The sequence below is a fragment of the Litoribacterium kuwaitense genome (genome assembly GCF_011058155.1).
In the GTDB taxonomy this organism is placed as follows: Bacteria; Bacillota; Bacilli; order Bacillales; family DSM-28697; genus Litoribacterium; species Litoribacterium kuwaitense.
In genome coordinates this window covers 16,142-33,819 of the sequence record NZ_JAALFC010000021.1, presented here as the reverse complement: position 1 = coordinate 33,819, position 17,678 = coordinate 16,142, and the positions used below count along the sequence as shown (strand labels likewise).

The window sequence follows — 17,678 nt, the reverse complement described above, 5'->3', positions numbered from 1 at the left end:
GCATAGAACTATCATTATTAAGTATATTTTGGGTATTTTTTTGTTAAATATTTGGATTTTTGTTATTAAAAGATAAGGATAACGACATTTATTTGAGTGATTTATGGGTATCATTTTCGATCTTTCCATCACAAATACCCCCTGACCGCATCAGAGGGACTTAATCTTATATCATGTTATCTTTATCCAGGAAAAGAGCTGAGATTTACCATTAGATGATGAGAGACGTTTTGCTGCGGTCTGATTGATGTATACATTCTAGGCAATACTAGTCCTGCGCATACACTTGCTCTCCTTTACTTGCAATGCCTGCTAAACCGAGCTGTCCGCTGCCCGTTACTCCTTCTTTTGCCCCGTCACGTTCGGGATCGGCATATTGCAAATACCATTGGTCAAGCCGTGACTTCATGTCAGCGATCAAATCTTTTTTACCGGGATCATCGATTAAGTTATGTGCCTCTGTCGGGTCATTTTCAAGATCATAGAGTTCATGGGGACCGTACGGATAGCGGTGCACATACTTCCATCGTTTCCCTCGAATCATACGCACTGGTCCATATTCGTCGAAAACAACAACATTGTCGCGTTGTTCCATCTCTTCCCCGTGCAACAAAGGGGCAAAGCTAGTTCCGGGCAATTTCTTTGTGTCCGGACTTGTCAGACCGACATATTCTAACAGTGTTGGCATCATATCATATTGACTTAGAAGCTCGTCACGAACGACACCTTGCGGAATATGACCAGGCTGCGACATGATCGCTGGTACTTTCACGGCGGTATCATACATATTTTGCGGAACGGTTCCGTTTCCCTTTCCCCAAATGCCGTGATGACCCATACTCATTCCATTATCGCTCATAAAAATGAGCAGTGTATTTTCGCGAATGCCCATTTCTTCAATTTTATCGATGATCTCCCCAATACCTTGATCCATGGCAGTGATCGCTGCAAAATAACCTTGTAATATCTCTTTTCGCTTTTGTCCCTTCATTTGCGGGATGGTATTTTTATACCACGGAAGCTTTTCTCCTTCTGGTACAGATGTGAATGAACAAGCTTCATAAGAATCGTAAATGTTTGCCGGGTGCTCATCTCGTCCCCATGGTGCATGAGGTGCTGTATAGTGAACACTTAAATAAAGCGGGTTGTCCTTTTCTTTGTGATGATCTAGTACATTCAACGCATCTTTCGTAATCAAATCGGTAAGATATTCTTTTTCAATGCGAATTTCCCCGTTTTCAACAATATCCGGTGAATAGTAATGACAGCCACCCCGGCCAATCGTATACCAATGGGAAAATCCTTTTTGCGGGGTCAGACTGTTGCCAAGATGCCATTTGCCACTTAATGCACAATCATATCCATTTTCGTTTAAAACTTCAGTATACGTTTTTTGTCCTGCTAAATAGTCAATCGCATGTTTTTCATCTCTGAACTCCGAATGGTCTTTCATTTCACTTGATAAATCCTGTTTGTTCACATTCCCAGAGCGAATCCAATCTAAGACACCATGCTGCGAGGGGATTCGTCCTGTCAGCACAGATGCTCTTGCGGGGGAGCAAACTGGGGAAGCACAAAAGAAGTTTTCAAAACGAGTGCCTGTAGAAGCCAAACGGTCGAGGTTTGGTGTGCGCACTTCTGGATTACCCGCGCACCCCATCGCCCAAGCACCTTGGTCATCCGACATAATAAACACAATATTCGGTTTATTATGATCAGTAGTTGTCATAGATCTCACTCCTAAGTTTAGATTGAATCAATCATAAACATCCGAAGATACTTTAGCAAGTTTCAATCTTTATATACAAACAAGGCTGCACTTTTTTGTGCAACCTCACAGCTTACTCATTATTGCTCGTCACCCATCTTTTGGCGAATGCTCTTCGGTAAAATCTCCGGATTAGAACCAAGCGCTTGATGATGGCGAATGATCCGTGCCGTTAAATGTTTTTGAACATCCCGCTCCTCAGGATCGTCAAATATGTTACGCATTTGCATAGGGTCTTTCATCCGGTCAAATAAAATGTGATCGGCAAATTCTTGCCCTTCCCATCCAGTACCTACATAAGCTAACTCATGAGAAGGCGTAAAGATACCTGTTCGCGGAACATCGCTTGGATGGATAAACACTTCATCTTCCCAAGGAATGTTCTCATTTTGCAAAAATGGCGAAGCATCTCTTCCTTGTTCTCTCCCAGAGGGTTTTAAATTGAGGAGTCCAAGTAATGTTTGTTGGAAATCGACGGTAGCGACAAATCTGTCAACAACCGTACCTTCTTTCACTTTTTCAGGCCAGCGGATGATCAGTGGAATATGATATGCAGCTTCGTATAAATTGTTTTTGTACATGAGTCCATGCTCTCCCATGTACTCTCCATGATCCGTCGTGAAGACGATTAACGTATCGTCATACAAATTGAGCTCTTTTAAAGAATGTACCATTCGCCCAACCGCATCATCGATACATTTCACTTGCCCACAATATTGCGCTTTCAACGATCGAAACCGCTCTTCCCGATCTTCTAAGTCAAGAGGAAAGGTCGCTTCACGTCCCCAAGTACCGTATTCCGCCCAGTCAGGCAGCGGATTTTCATCAAAGGTAGAGGGAATCGGCATGTCCTGCGGATCGTACATCGTGTCATAAGGAGGACGAACATTAAAAGGCTGGTGCGGATCAGGAATACTCAACATATAAAAGAACGGCTGATGCTGTTTTGTTTGCTTCGCAAAATAATCCAACGCCTTTTGCGTTAACCAATCGGTCATATACGTTTCTTCGTCACCAATCTCATATGACACTTCGATCCCAGCTTCATGTTCGACAACTTCTTTAAAGTGTCCACTATTAAACATATACTTGCAGTCGTCAAAGCCCATCGCATTTTCTTGTGACATCCAACCTGGCGAGTCATTCCCGTGTAAATGCCACTTTCCGGCATAACCTGTCTGATAACCGTTTTGCTTTAAGACATGTGCTAAAGTCACTTCATCTTTATATAACGACTGATCATTACGAAAGGCGCCGTGATGATGAGGGTATCGACCAGTTATAAAACTACCTCGTGACGGTGTACAAACCGCACTGTTCGTAAAATAATTCGTAAACTTTGCACCTGTGTCAGCAAGCTGATCGATGTGTGGCGTATGGACTAATGTCCCACCATAACAACTTAACGTCCAAAGGCTCTGTTGATCAGTTTTGATAATGAGTACGTTTGGTTTCTGTCCCAAATTAAGCCTCCTCAATTACCTTTATTCATTAAGGACATCATTTATCCCTTCACCGAGCCGGTAACTCCTTCGATAAAGAAGCGCTGGAAGGCAATAAATACGATGATAACAGGAATAAGAGAGATCGTTGCTCCAGCAGCCATGCCAACCCAATCCGTCGTATTCTCACCGACAAACGAGTACATTCCTACCGCCAGGGTGCGTAACTCTGGTTTATTAATTGTGAAAACGAGGGGAACGAAGAAAGAGTTCCATGTCCAAATAAACTGCATAATCCCTGCAGTGGCAATAATCGGCTTTGCCAACGGCAGCATGATGGAACCAAATGTTCTTAAAAAACCACACCCATCTACAGTCGCCGATTCTTCCAGTTCTTTTGGCATTTTCATAAAATACGACATAAACAACAAGATAAACAATACGTGCGCGCCGCCTGATTCAGCTAAAATGACGCCGCCCAATGTATTTAATAAACCTAGGCTCTTAATGACCATATACACCGGGATGATTGTGTAACCTTTCGGAATAAACATCGTTGCAGTAATGAGGATAATAAACAAATTTCGTCCAGGGAATTTAACACGCCCCAATGCATATCCTGTCAACGCAGACATTGCCACAACGATAAATACAGTAGACACTGTAATGACAACCGTATTTAGAAAATATCCTTGAAAGTTTGCCTCAGTCCAAGCCTTTATATAGTTATCCACTCTAAACATTTCTGGTATTAGATTTGTACCAGCATTGACCAGTTCAATATTTGTCTTGAAGGATGCTGAAACCATCCAAACAAAAGGAAAAATCCAAACAATCCCGATCGATATTAATGCGATGTGTAATAGAATTCTACTTATTTTTCTACTCAAGATGTCCCCTCCTCTCCTATTGCTTTGCTCTTCTAACAATCCAGCCTAGTACAAGGACGATCGCAAAGGTAGCGATCCCAAATACGACACCTGCAGCTGAAGCATATCCCATTGCTGGCAGACCATCATCAGGACTAAATGCCTTGCGATAGATGAAGAGATCGACCATGTCTGTGCTGTAATAAGGTCCTCCATTTGTCAAGGTCATCACCATATCAAACACGTGCAGACTGCTCGTTACACAGAGCAATAGAATGACAGTACCTACAGGCAGGAGAATAGGAATGGTGATGTAACGAAGTAGATTCCAAGAATTCGCACCGTCGATCCGTGCTGCTTCGACAACATCTTTAGGCAATGTCTGTAATCCAGCCAGCCAATAGACCATCATCATGCCAAAGAACTTCCATGATCCAGCAAGAATAACAACAATCATCGCTGGTACAGGAGAGCCCAACCAAGAAAAAGGTTCATCTAGAAAACCAATTTCTAGAAACATTTCATTGATAAATCCTGCATCACCAAAAACATTTCTTAACACTATCCCTACGATTGCAGTCGTTGTGACAACGGGCAAAAAGTATATCGTACGGTAAAAAACACTGCTCTTCTTTAAAACGTTGTTTAAGATAATCGCCAATAACAAGCTACCGGGCATTAAAAGCAATGTTACACCGATCATATAGATGAATGTATTTTTAAAGGAATTCCAAAACATATCATCTGTTATGATCCGCGTATAGTTTTCTAAACCAACAAAGTCTTCCAATGGACCGAGACCTGTCCATTCATAGACTGAGTAAACATAACTCATGACAATTGGATAAATTGTAAAAACAATAAAAAAGATCAGTTGCGGTAAAATAAATAAATAGGCCCACCAAATACGCTTTCTTGCCTGTTTTCCTCCAAAGCTACTTTTTACTGCCGAAGCCTTTGATACATTATCGTTAGGTATCATCGCCAACGTAACCGCTCCTCCCCAAACATTTTGGAATGGGGGTCACAGAAGCCTATGACCCCCTATTCACTTATTTAATTTTCATAAGGCTTGAGTGGCTCCCAATCAGGGAACTGCCAAGCGGATTGGTCAATATCGGCACCTTCATCTTGCACTTCTTTCAGCGCGTTTTGGAATGCTTCATTTTCTTGGTCGGTCATTTCTTGTAACGTACCTTCAAGGTCTGTCACTTGTCCTGTAATATAACCAAGAACGACTTTGTCTAACGTTTTGTCTGCACCTTTACCACTCATCGCCGTCTTTACGTCGACCGCATCAATTGTCTTTAAGACAGGATCTGGCGTACGGATAAACGATTCATTTTGCAGTTTATTCGCCTGATATTCAATTGTATCTGGCTCCTCAGTCGTTTCTACGATTTCAGGGATTGGCGGATAGCCTGCACCTGAAAGCATACGCGGATAGCCTTCATCCATTAGGAACTCTAAGAAGAGCTTTGCCTCTTCAAAATGCTCTGTTTTTTGGTTCACGTGGAAACCACCCTTTAACACGGCTCCAGAATAACCGACGTATTGTTGTTTCCCATCTTTTGTAGGGATTGGAGCTACACCAAAGTCTTCAAATCCTTCTTCCGTTAGTTGCTTTGCTACCCAAGGTCCATTAAACAAGAATGCAGCCTGTCCACCGGCGAATACGCCAGCACCTTCAGCCGGTCCACGGCTTTTATCACTTGGCTCATCAATGCCTTCATCAACTAACTTTTTGATAAATTCAATACTCTCAACGACACCTGGCGTATTATGGTTATACTCTCCGGTATGGTAATTGATTGTACCTGAAACTTCAGGTGTAATGGCTGTAGCCATTTGCGTGACAACACTACCAATGGTCCAGTTATTCAACTCAAGATACGTTCCATGTGCTTCAGTATTTTCTTGAATGGTTTTAGAGACTTCGACCAATTCGTCCCATGAGGTCGGAACATCTTCTTCCGTAAGCCCTGCTTCTTCTAGCAGCTGCTTGTTATAGTACATCAAAATGGCATCTTTCTTATTACTAAATACAGGCATCGCATAGATTTTGCCATCCATCGTTGTTCCGCCTGGTGTCCACATTCCTTCCTCAAAATCGTCTTTTCGATCACCAATCACATCATCCAATTCATGAAGTACACCAAGTTCATGAAGCTGATGGGTCGGCAATGACGGGTGTGAGGCGAAGATATCAGGTAAGTTTTCCCCTTGAACAGCCGCTTGTAAAGCCTTCGGATATTCATGAACACTTGTATCTAATTGAATCTTAATATTTGGGTTTTGCTCTTCAAATTCTGGAATCAGCTCATCCTCTAGCAAGCTATTGTATTCATTCCAACGGCTAAATACGTTCAGCGTGACGGTACCCTCTTCTCCACCCTCTGATGAAGATGAACCTGGATCAGGGTTTGCACAGCCTGCTGCTGCGATTAAAACGATGCTCATCATCATAACCATGAAGGAACGTAAGGTTATTTTCTTTTTCATACTCTTTCATCCTTTCTCATTTTTCTTAGTATTTTTATGCCCCTGAAATGCGTGGCATGGCCAACGGCTCTTTCCCAAGCTCTGCCCAGACATATTTCAACAGTAATTCTGATTTTAACGTAAGGTAATTGGCGTCATCCCAAAGGTTGTTCAATTCGTTAGGGTCGTTTTCTAAATCAAACAATTCGCCATATTTTTGGTTGTAATAAACTGTTAATTTATAGCGCTTATCGACAAACGTTTTCTGATGCACCTTGGTCGGCTGCTTACGAAATTCGCAAATAATATGATCCCTTGCCTCTTCCTGTTGACCAAGCCAAACTTCACTTTGATCAACACCTGTCATCGTGCGCGGAATATCCAGTCCGGCAAAGCGCAAAAATGTAGGCGCTAAATCGACGAGAGATTGCATGGATGCGGAGCTTTGGCCAGCAGGAACGTGCCCTGGATAACGTACGATAAAGGGGAGTTTAATTAAATCCTCGTAATGAAATCCACCTTTATCATGAAGACCATGTTGTCCGAAAAAATGCCCATGGTCAGTCGTAAATACGACAATTGTGTTATCAGCCAAGCCAAGATGGTCTAACTGATCAAGAATTTTTCCAATATATTTGTCCATCATGCTAATCATTCCGTAATAGACCGCCATATTTTCCCCTGCTTCTTCGTCTGAAATATGGGCGTGAGAATGATAGCCGATATTGCCGAATTGAGTTTCCCGATAATCCGAAAAGTCCGGATTTTCTTCTTGTGTCATTTTAAAGTGCGGTGGATTGTGCTCATGCTCATTCGGAATTGCTTTTGGAACAGTTAGGTCGTCAGGATCATACATCGTATCCCATGGCTCAGGCACAAGGTATGGCGGATGTGGGTCAAAAAAGCTCGCCCATAAGAAGAAATTCTCATCATTTTCTTTGTACTCTGCGAGCATGGAATTTGTTCGTTCAGCAATCCACGTATTGTAATGGTATTTTTCTGGAATCGCCCAATGATACTTTTCTGAGCGGTCCATCGTCCCTGTCGGTGGCAAAAAATAGTCTCGCCAGTTGTGGCAGCCTTTTTTCTCCATCCAAAGCGCATAGTGCTGACCTACATGCGCTTCATTTGTATGGTTACGAGCAAGTTCGACGTGTTCAAAACCGTAGAAGGTGTCATCATATTGCTTCCAAAAATCAAAATCCTGCAGCGTCGGATACGCCTCTACTGATGGATATTCCTCGGTAGAAGCTAACGGCTGAAAATGGGCTTTTCCAATTAAAGCCGTTCGATAATCAGCATCTAAGAAATCTTCCCCAACTGTATGACGATCCTCAAGAAGCTTCGTCCCTAAGCTATAGGCACCATGCTGGCTCGGGTAAGCACCTGTAATGATTGAAGCTCTTGTCGGCGTACACGTCGGATTCGGACAATACGCACGAGTAAAGGTCGTTCCTTCACGAACAAGTCGATCTAAATGAGGCGTCGAGATTTCTTCATTAAATGCACCGATCGTATTCCAATGCTGCTGATCGCTCGTTATAAGCAATACGTTCGGTTTCTTCATAACATCCCCCCTTAACTAAAAATACAATTACTTTAGCACATGTCATAAACCGCTTTCATTTATTGTGTCTTATTTTTTGATTCCCGTAAACATCTTAAGTTCTTCCAATCCAGATGTTTACGGGCTGGCCTAGCCTAAATCAGGCGTATCACGAAGGGTAATTTGCGCTTTTGCTACGTCATGCAATTCAAAAATAACGATCTCATTTTCTCCCTCTTTGAGAATAGGAGCTGGCAAGTATAACGTTTTTTGCGGCCCAATCTCCCAGTATCTACCAATATTAAAGCCATTTACAAAGACAACACCTTTTGTCCATCCTTCGAAATCAACAAAAGTGTCCGCAGGCTTATCCACTTGGAGAATACCTTTGTAAAAAGAGGGCCCTTCGGTTCTTTGTCCTTTTTGGAATTCCAAAGCTTCAATGTCATCTAATGGTAATGTGTGAACCGTCCAATGATAAAGAAATTGGTTTCCTAGACGGATACCTTCTGTAATTCCCTTTGAATCCCTTAACTTCGGGCCGTAATTCACTCTGCCCATATTCTCAACAAGAACTTTGATCTGAGCACCTTCTTTAGGAATATCAAGGACGATCTTTCCTTGTCCCCAACGATCGAGCACACCCTGGTATTCATCGTCGACAAATATTAACGCACGGTCATGAACATCTTGACAAACGAGTTCCACGTTATTTCGCGGACCACTCACATGAGTTGTATACAAGATGAAGCCATATGCCTGTCCCATCGCTTCCATCGTTTCTGGAACAATGGTCTCAACCGGCTCAGAGAGAGATGCTAACGCATCAAACAAATGCATTTTTTCTGTCATTTCAACAACACCGAAATCTTTTTTAGGTGTAGGTTCAGGAAGCTGTAAGGGATCTAACTTTTCATACTTTTCAATGACGCTTCTCACCGCATAAAACTTATCTGTCGGTTCACCAGATTCATTTATTAAAACATCATAATCGTAACTCGTAATCGTTGGCTCGTATTTATCTGAGTGATTAGCTCCATTATAAAAACCGAAGTTTGTACCGCCATGGAACATATAGAAGTTTACTGAGCCCTGCTGGCTAAGCATATCATCAAGGACATTCGCTGCATCTTCCGCGTCCCTCGTATGATGCTCCTCTCCCCAATGGTCAAACCATCCGTTCCAATACTCCATACACATGAGTGGCTGATTCGGCTGGTACTCTTCAAGCTTTGCAAACGCTTCCGTTGTTCTGGAGCCAAAATTCACCGTTGCAAAAACACCGGGGATCATTCCGCCTTGCAACATCCAATCAAGCGGACCATCGGAGGTAAATAATAAGACATCAATGCCTCTTTCAATCATACTGTTCTGTAAATACGTCAAGTATTTCGTATCATTACCATAGCTTCCATACTCATTTTCAACTTGCATCGCAATAATAGGTCCACCATTGTGCATAAATAAGGCTTAAGCATCGGTAACAGTACGTCATAATACGCATCTACTTTATCTAAGAATGGCTGGTAATGACAACGTAGCTTCATGCTAGGATCTTTAAGAAGCCATGCCGGCAGTCCTCCAAATTCCCACTCAGCACAAATATAGGGACTTGGACGAACGATGACATAAAGCCCGACTTCCTCTGCCGTTTTGACAAATCGAACGAGATCCGCCATCCCTTCAAAGCGAAACTCTCCTTCTTTTGGCTCATGAAAGTTCCACGGAACGTATGTCTCAACTGTATTAAACCCGCAGGCTTTTAATTTTTTTAAGCGATCTTCCCAATATTCAGGCACGACCCTAAAATAATGAATGGCACCAGAAATCAGCCTGAGAGGCTTTCCATCGTACTCAAATTGGTTACCATTAATAGTAAACGTAGGCATCGTTACACTCCTCCCTTTTCAAACCATTAGTAATTTCTCTTTTTTAAACAATTTCTGAAAATTCTTTCAAAGTACTTATTATTCAATTTTAACATGGTAGTTTTCATTATATAACAGAGCATATTGCTCAATATTATGACAAAATTGCTCTCTCCATTTTAAGAGAAGAAGACGTCTACTACTTCACTATGACATTTCAAAGGTGTAAAATGACCATTCGCCTCAACTTATATACAAAAACCTTTATTTAGAAAAGCAATTTTATTCTTCTATTGTTATAATAGAGTTGCTTGCTCAAGATTGTGTCTTCCGATCACATAATGAGAAGGAGGGATTTGATTTGAACAAGGAATTCTTTTACATCACTCACACTCATTCTGCAAGTGAAACCGCAAAAAAGCTTTGGTTTTTCACCTATTCTGTTGGCTGGTTTGCTTGTAAACCCAATTATGTGACAAAAAGAGATCCACTGTTTGGATTTCAGCTTAAATACGTTATTAAAGGAAAAGGAAAGGTTGTGTGGCACGAAAAAACCTTTACCGTATCCGAAGGTGATATTTTCTACCTTGATTTAAACCAACATCATCATTATTATGCCGATCCAGACGACCCTTTCGAAGTGTTGTGGATCCATTTTGGTGGTAGACAAGCCGAAGACTATTTTCAATTGCTTAATGGAAACAACTCACCGGTTTTTCGCACACATGATCCAGACAATATGCATTCATTGTTTTTTCAACTCTATGATTTAATTGAAAAACGCCACGTCGGTCATGAAGCAAAAGCTTCTGCTGTAATTACCAATATTTTAACGGATATGATCGTTTCAAGAATGAAAGGCGATTCGCATGAACTTTCTCTGAAAACGCCTTCATATCCTGATCCAATTCAGCATGCCATTTACTATATTGAGCACCATTTTGCTGAGCCTTTAAAGCTCGAAGACATCGCTAAAGAAATGATGTTAAGCCCCTTTTATTTTTCCCGCCTGTTTAAGAGAACGACAGGATATACAGTGATTGAATACTTGCAAAAGTTTCGCATCAATCAAGCCAAATACCTCTTAACAAAAACAAACAAAACGATTGGTGAGATTGCTGAAAAAACCGGATTTACTGAACAAAGCTACTTTGGAAAACTATTTAAAAGGTATGAACAGCAAACTCCAATGGAATACAGACTGTCCAATTCAGTCACGACACCGCAAAATACTCACACTGATCAAGGAAACCTATCCCAGTTTGATTCACAGCGTCTGAACTCCCCTGATTAAGTAGAGCACCTCAATCATTTGCGCGCTCTTTTTACAAGACGCCTTAACAAGGAGCATACTCAAGTTCAAAAGTGCTTCAAAAAAACAAAAAATAAACCATCTTTTTTTGATGGTTTTAGAGTGAAGACACCGTCTTTTTAACCGCTGATACATGCTTGTTAATATATGCTCGTTCCTGTCTTTCAGCCTAGCTTGAAAACGCTTGGCAGCCTAGGCACAAAGGCGGAGCGAAGACGCGAATAGAACCTTCAGTTCATGAGCGGACGAGTGAGCCTTGTAACGACGGATGCGAGCGTTTGTCAACAGGCTGACCCCTGTTAATTTTGCATCATATGTGCACCATTTTTTCGATACTTTGCTGGTGTCTCCCCTACCTGCTTCTTAAAAGTGCGATAAAAATAAGGCATGCTATGATGTCCTGACATTTCAGCAATTGTTTGTATGCTCTCATTTGAATCGCGCAATAACTCCTTCGCTTTTAATACCCGCTTTTTTACTAGAAACTCACTGACCGTTATTCCAACCGTTTGCTTGAATTTTTTGCTGAAATACACGGGACTGATGCAAGCCTGTTGCGCTAACTCCTCTAAACGTATCGGCTCATGCAAATGATCGTCCATATACGCAAACACGGCTTTTAACCACAATAAATCTTTCGGTGTGCTCTCTGCGCCAGAATGGAGCGTATCAATCCAACGATGCAATTGAATCATGAGTTGTATGATTTGGGCTGACGTTGCTTCTTCCCAAAAATGTCTCATATGTCGAATCTCTTCATTCATAGTAAACAAATACGACTCGATCACTTTCTGTTCTTCTCTTTGTAACGAATAGCGAAACACTTTTCTCCTTTTAGCTCGAATAAACAAGTCAACTAAAATGATATGGTTGATCACCTCTTGTTGTGAAAACGTCGGCATAAAGTATAATGCAGACGATGTTAACAAGTCATCAGGCTCTACCCTTGTTCGATGAATGACGTTGGGCGGAACAAAGATCAAGTCACCTTTCTTGATTCGCATGACATGCTGATCAATGATAAATGTCGCCTCTCCTTCGTGAATGTAAACGAGCTCACACCATTCATGAACATGATCAGGCCATTCTTCCTCTTGCCCCTTTGCATGATGATACGTAAGCAAAAAAGGCAGCTTCCCCTCTGGGTTTAACGGCTTATGAATTGGCTTCAATGGTTAACGCCTCTACCTTCATCACCTTAAAATAAGGTATTTTTTTGCTGATATAACACATTATATTGCTTTAAATTTCATGATAGAATATTTTAACGTTTTTGCCAAGAAGTCTCCATCTTCAAGCGTGTGAAGGGTGACATCCCAGCGATAAGATGGAGATGAATTGTTTTTCGGTCAAGTACGTCTTTAGTCGTACTAATTGACCGAACGTATGTTACCATAAGAGTATGAAGTGTTCTTTGAAAACTGGATATATGAGGTTGCATGGAGAACCTAATCATGCGAAAACCAAGCGAATTCTTCCATGCGTAAAATATCCAAGGTACGAAAGAAACTCCGAATCGTCGGACATCTAGGGCAGGAACTTCCCGAAGTAACGCTCATGGAGACGAAAGGTTGCTTTCGTCGTGGAAGTGAGAAGCTCCCACTTCAAGCGAAGGCTAAGTGGTGAGTAGTTCACATTAACCGTATCATATCCTCGAATAAAGAACTACGGCATATCTGGAGAAAAACGGTTAAGAAGCAAGGGTTTAAAACATTGGATGCGCTTTCATTTTTTTAAAAGGAGAGAAAATTGGTGAAAATCACAAATATTGAGACCTATTTATTGGATATCCCCTTAGGACAAAAAGCGATTACTGACTCGCAGACAAAGCTAGACTCTGTCGAATTTGTTGCAGTTCGTCTTGATACGAATGAAGGCATCTCCGGCTGGGGATTTAACTGGAATTATACAAAAGGCACTAGAGCCGTTCAGGCAACCATTGACGATTGCTACGCACCACTTTTACGTGGTAAAGACCCAATGATGCAGCAAACGATTTTAAATGAACTGCATTACACGAATCACTTTATCGGTCAGGTAGGTGTGTCTCGTGCTGGGCTTTGTGCGATTAACCTTGCCCTCTGGGACATTCGTTTGAAAGTAGCTAACATGCCTCTTTGGAAATACCTCGGCCCTGTCAAAGATAAAGTTAAAGCCTATAACACAGATGGAGGCTGGCTAGGCGCGACGACCGAAGAACTGATCACGGATATGACTAAGCTGATTGATCGCGGCTTTGACGCTGTCAAAATGAAGCTAGGGCGACCTGACCCTCGCGAAGACTACAAAAGAGTAAAGGCAGTCAGGACAGCTATTCCAGAGCATATTAAGTTAATGGTCGACGTCAACACTGTCTGGGACCTTAAAACAGCAAAAACATGGAGCAAGAGACTTGAAGAGTTCGATATTTATTGGCTGGAAGAACCAATGAATCCTTTTAATAAACGCGATCATGCTGCACTTGCGCAAGCAACTGATATTCCGATCGCTGTCGGAGAAACGATTTATACGAAATACGATTTCCGTGACTATATTGAAGCTGGTGCCGTCGATATCGTTCAAGCAGATGCAACAAAGCTCTCTGGCATTGATGAGTGGTTAGATGTCTGTGCCTTAGCTCGCTGCTACGACTTAGAGGTGATTCCTCATACGAATGTGCAGCAAAAACTTCACGTCCAATTAGCTGCTGCGTCATCAAACGTCCCAATGGTGGAAAATTGTTACGAATCGCTAGCGAACATTTGGGAAGATCCGATCAAAGTCATCGATGGTTATTATACTTTACCGCAAGAAGCTGGTCTCGGTTGTAAATTGACCGACGAAGTCTTGAAACAATACCGCATCGGATAACCCAACGATGACCAATTAAGCAAATATTGAAATCGTTTTCTTTCTGTATAAAAAGTGTAGACAAGTCTTTTATGACATTGTCTACACTTCGCATTATGACTTTTAAAGCCAAAGCATTCATTTAATCGCGAACGGGCGCACTGCTATGTAAGAAAGACGTTCACCTTAAGTAACGTGCTGCTAGCCGAAGTGCATACCTTGTCGTTATCCCCTTGCTACTTTTCATAGAAAACGTTTTATGAAGGCGCTTTTAATACATCATGTGTAAGAAAGGGATGGTTTGCAATGTCACGCATGCCTAAAGAACACATTCATGCGAGTGAAGACGCGCATGGGAAAGTGTCGTTTAAAGAGCAGGTCGCTTATGGCCTCGGAGACGGGGCCACCGGAATTGCCGGTGTCACCATTGCTAGCTTTGCCATGTATTATTATACCGACGTGATCGGCGTCTCCGCTGCATTATTAGGAACAATTTTGTTTTTTACACGTTTTTTTGATGCCATTACAAATATTATCATGGGCTATATCGTCGATCGGACGAATAGTAAGCACGGACGGGCTCGACCGTGGATTTTATGGACGATGATTCCTTTTGGCCTGTCCCTTATTCTCGTTTTTAGCGCGTCACCATCATGGGACCAGACAACTATTTTGCTTTTTGCTCTAGTCTCCCACAATATTTACTTTTTAGTTTACACTGCAAGTAATATTCCTTATGGTACTCTTGGGGCATTAATTACTCAAGATCCGACACAGCGAAATCATCTAAACATTTTACGGATGATATCTTATTTTAGTGTTATGATGGTTATTTCAGCGGTAACCCTTCCTTTTGTTAACTGGCTAGGCGGCGAACCGAGAAGCTGGCAGCTCGTCATGACTATTTATGCGATCCTTTTAGTGATTGTTTTTAGTGTGACATTTTTCTTTACAAAAGAAAGAGTCCAACCCGTCCGCGAAAAAACAAATAAGGCTAAACCTTCTGCCGAGGCTTCTTTCTATGTACTTTTCACGAACAAATACTGGCTGATTTTGCTTGCGATCATGCTGCTAGGTTGGTCTGTCTTAGGCATATTTCAAGGTGCTGGCGTCTACTATGCCGACTACATTTTAGATGACCCGAATCTCGTAGGTCCGCTCAATCTATTTTTTACACTCCCACTTCTTGCGGGGTTCTTTTTAACACCCTTGATCATAAAAAAGTTCGGGAGACGAAAAACAATTGCATCAGGCTTAATTCTCTTAATCGTTGGCAGTGTATTGATGACGTTCGATTCACAAAATCTAGTCATTATCTTTACCGGCTCTCTCATTCGCAGTATCGGCTTTGCACCACTTTTAGGTAGCGCATACGCCATGCTTGCAGATACAATTGACTATGGGGAATGGAAAAAAGGAATTCGAAATGACGGACTTGTCTATAGTGGGGGAACGTTTAGTACGGTTTTAGGAGGCGGAGTTGCTTCTGGTGGTATTGGCTGGTTATTAGGTCTTGCTGGTTATGTTAGCGGTAACGTTTCTGAACAGCCTGACAATGTTTACAGCATGATCGAGTTTTTATTTATTTATGCTCCCATCATCTTTAGTCTGTTCATCTTGCTCTTACTATATTTTTATAATTTAGACAAGCTCCACCCTAAGATCAGTGAAGACTTAAGGAAAATGGCCGTGCGAGAAGGAAGCTAGCTTATTGCGAAATCTAGTAGACTCCCTTGGGAAAACACCTATACTAAGACGTGAAGTACTCTTTCTGATGATCAATACCACCGTAAAGCATTCTTTCTGAAAAAATACGCAGCAGCCTTTTCCTTTGCTGTACAACAAAATGACTTTTAGAAAAGAGGGAATTTGAATGGAATTAAAAAATAGCAGTCAAATGTATACAGGCATTCACGGCCGGGATGATTGGAGTTCTGATGAGCGAATCGCAAATTGGGAAAAGCTGAACTACGCCATGTTTATTCATTGGGGCTTGTATTCAGAGCTTGGCGGTAATTGGAATGGCGAGCCAGTCACGAAAGGTTACAGTGAACAAATTCAAATGTGGGCGGATATTCCTGAAGAGGACTACCTTGAAGTTGCAAAGCAATTCTCTGCCGAAAAATTTGACCCAAAAGCCATTTGTCAACTCGCTAAAGATGCCGGAATGAAATACATCGTCTTCACAACGAAGCACCACGACGGTTTTAGTATGTTTAAAACAAAAACGACCAACTACAACCTTGCAGATATGACCCCTTTTGGACAAGATGCACTTCAATTATTAGCAGAGGAGTGTCAAAAACAAGGGCTTAAGCTGGGGCTGTATTATTCCCTCGTCGACTGGCACCAAGGTCACGAATTCGACTACGACAATTGCAATACCATCCCAGAGTCGATTGAAGAGGTGATAAAGGAGCAGCTTCAGGAGCTGTTAACGCAATACGGTCCTCTTGTCGAAGTTTGGTTTGATATGGGAACGCCGACGCTTGAGCAAAGTAAAACTTTCGCTTCTCTCGTCTATAAGTACCAGCCCGAGGCAACGATCAACAGCAGAATTTGGAACAACATTGGCGATTTCCGCACTCTAGGAGATAATGAAGTGCCTCAGGTGAACCTTGACGGTGCCTGGCAAACACCGGCATCGATTTACAACGCTACGTGGGGATACCGCAGTTGGCAAAAGCACGTTGATTTTTCAGAAAAACTGAATGAATTGATCAACTACCTCATTCAAGTGCGCTCAAATGGTGGCAATTATTTGCTCAATATCGGCCGCGCGGAGATGGATCAATCGTTGAATTTGAAGCCGACATCCTCCGCTCCATCGGCGAATGGATTAAACGCCACCCAGAGATTGTCAACGGCAATGAAGCAACAAAATTCCCAGCCCAAGACTGGGGGCACGTCATGGTTAACGGACATCACCTTTACCTTTACGTGACCGATGCTGCCAAAGGCACGATAATCACTTTGCCTGGCCTCGCCTCTTCTGTTTCCGACGTCATTGAGGATGGAACTACACAAGCATTAGAGTGGGCACAAACGAATGATCAATTAAAGATAACGTTACCAAGTCAATTGGAAGAGCCCCTTGTTCCAGTGCTTAAAGTCACTTTGCAAGAAGAACTGCGCATGATTCCGACGAATGCGGTTGCTTCAGCAGGTGACACTTGGACGATCACGCCAGAGAATATCTCTTACGGTCATAGCTATTGCGATGAAGGCAACTATACGAGCACAACACAAACGAAGGTCCGCCTGACGGCCTATGTAGCATCGGAAAAAACAACAAACGTTTTCGTTGATTTCCAGGGAAATGCTCAGCAAAGCCGTCTCTATCGTATTCAGATTGGCGATCAAGAGCAGACAGTCACTGGTAAAGCATTAATAGATGACAGCCTTCGCTTCACTTTGCCTGCCAAACAAATTGTCCCACTTACCATCACGTTAGCTGACCCTGCCTACAAAGGGGAGGACTTAGGCATCGACGTTAAACAATTCGTCATCAGTGAAGCAAAGTAAAAAGATTTATGTATATCTTTGAAGCATGGGCTCGTTCT

12 protein-coding genes and 1 pseudogene are annotated in these 17,678 nt (G+C 42.1%); 5 read left to right on the top strand and 8 right to left on the bottom strand.

Annotation, left to right across the window (positions count from 1 at the left end; translation table 11 throughout):
* Window positions 1-268: 268 nt before the first annotated feature.
* The 7 genes and pseudogenes from G4V62_RS11520 to G4V62_RS11490 form a co-directional block, all read right to left on the bottom strand.
* A complete protein-coding gene (locus tag G4V62_RS11520) occupies window positions 269-1,729 on the bottom strand; it encodes a sulfatase family protein (protein ID WP_165202351.1) in 1,461 nt (486 codons plus the stop codon).
* A 119-nt stretch (window positions 1,730-1,848) separates the two neighbouring features.
* The gene (locus G4V62_RS11515) at window positions 1,849-3,231 is read right to left on the bottom strand and encodes a sulfatase-like hydrolase/transferase (RefSeq protein ID WP_165202349.1); all 1,383 of its coding nucleotides are present in this window, start codon (window positions 3,229-3,231) and stop codon (window positions 1,849-1,851) included.
* Between the two features lie 41 nt (window positions 3,232-3,272).
* Window positions 3,273-4,100: a carbohydrate ABC transporter permease gene (locus tag G4V62_RS11510; protein WP_246218401.1), complete on the bottom strand. Its 828-nt coding sequence runs from the start codon at window positions 4,098-4,100 to the stop codon at window positions 3,273-3,275.
* Window positions 4,101-4,116: 16 nt separating this feature from the next.
* Window positions 4,117-5,061, bottom strand: coding sequence for a carbohydrate ABC transporter permease (locus tag G4V62_RS11505; protein WP_246218406.1), 945 nt, complete (start codon window positions 5,059-5,061; stop codon window positions 4,117-4,119).
* A gap of 74 nt (window positions 5,062-5,135) precedes the next feature.
* Entirely contained in the window at window positions 5,136-6,581 is a 1,446-nt protein-coding gene (locus G4V62_RS11500; protein WP_165202345.1) for an ABC transporter substrate-binding protein, read from the bottom strand.
* A 34-nt stretch (window positions 6,582-6,615) separates the two neighbouring features.
* Window positions 6,616-8,127, bottom strand: a complete 1,512-nt coding sequence (locus G4V62_RS11495) for a sulfatase family protein (protein WP_165202343.1) — start codon at window positions 8,125-8,127, stop codon at window positions 6,616-6,618.
* A 129-nt stretch (window positions 8,128-8,256) separates the two neighbouring features.
* Window positions 8,257-9,995, bottom strand: a pseudogene (locus G4V62_RS11490) (glycoside hydrolase family 35 protein).
* A gap of 340 nt (window positions 9,996-10,335) precedes the next feature.
* Between G4V62_RS11490 and G4V62_RS11485 the strand changes: the two are divergent.
* Window positions 10,336-11,268, top strand: a complete 933-nt coding sequence (locus G4V62_RS11485; RefSeq protein WP_165202341.1) for an AraC family transcriptional regulator — start codon at window positions 10,336-10,338, stop codon at window positions 11,266-11,268.
* A 317-nt stretch (window positions 11,269-11,585) separates the two neighbouring features.
* Here the strand turns inward: G4V62_RS11485 and G4V62_RS11480 are convergent, their stop codons facing one another.
* The gene (locus G4V62_RS11480) at window positions 11,586-12,458 is read right to left on the bottom strand and encodes a helix-turn-helix transcriptional regulator (RefSeq protein WP_165202339.1); all 873 of its coding nucleotides are present in this window, start codon (window positions 12,456-12,458) and stop codon (window positions 11,586-11,588) included.
* A 580-nt stretch (window positions 12,459-13,038) separates the two neighbouring features.
* Here G4V62_RS11480 and G4V62_RS11475 point away from each other — a divergent pair.
* From G4V62_RS11475 to G4V62_RS11460, 4 genes are all read left to right on the top strand, one after another.
* Window positions 13,039-14,136 carry a mandelate racemase/muconate lactonizing enzyme family protein gene (locus tag G4V62_RS11475; protein WP_165202337.1) on the top strand — a complete coding sequence of 366 codons (1,098 nt, stop codon included), beginning with the start codon at window positions 13,039-13,041 and terminating at the stop codon, window positions 14,134-14,136.
* 285 nt (window positions 14,137-14,421) lie between these two features.
* A complete protein-coding gene (locus G4V62_RS11470) occupies window positions 14,422-15,822 on the top strand; it encodes an MFS transporter (RefSeq protein WP_246218400.1) in 1,401 nt (466 codons plus the stop codon).
* A 166-nt stretch (window positions 15,823-15,988) separates the two neighbouring features.
* Window positions 15,989-17,059, top strand: a complete 1,071-nt coding sequence (locus G4V62_RS11465) for an alpha-L-fucosidase (protein ID WP_165202335.1) — start codon at window positions 15,989-15,991, stop codon at window positions 17,057-17,059.
* Window positions 17,026-17,640 carry a hypothetical protein gene (locus tag G4V62_RS11460; protein ID WP_165202333.1) on the top strand — a complete coding sequence of 205 codons (615 nt, stop codon included), beginning with the start codon at window positions 17,026-17,028 and terminating at the stop codon, window positions 17,638-17,640. Before G4V62_RS11465 ends, G4V62_RS11460 begins: the two co-directional genes overlap by 34 nt.
* Window positions 17,641-17,678 lie beyond the last annotated feature (38 nt).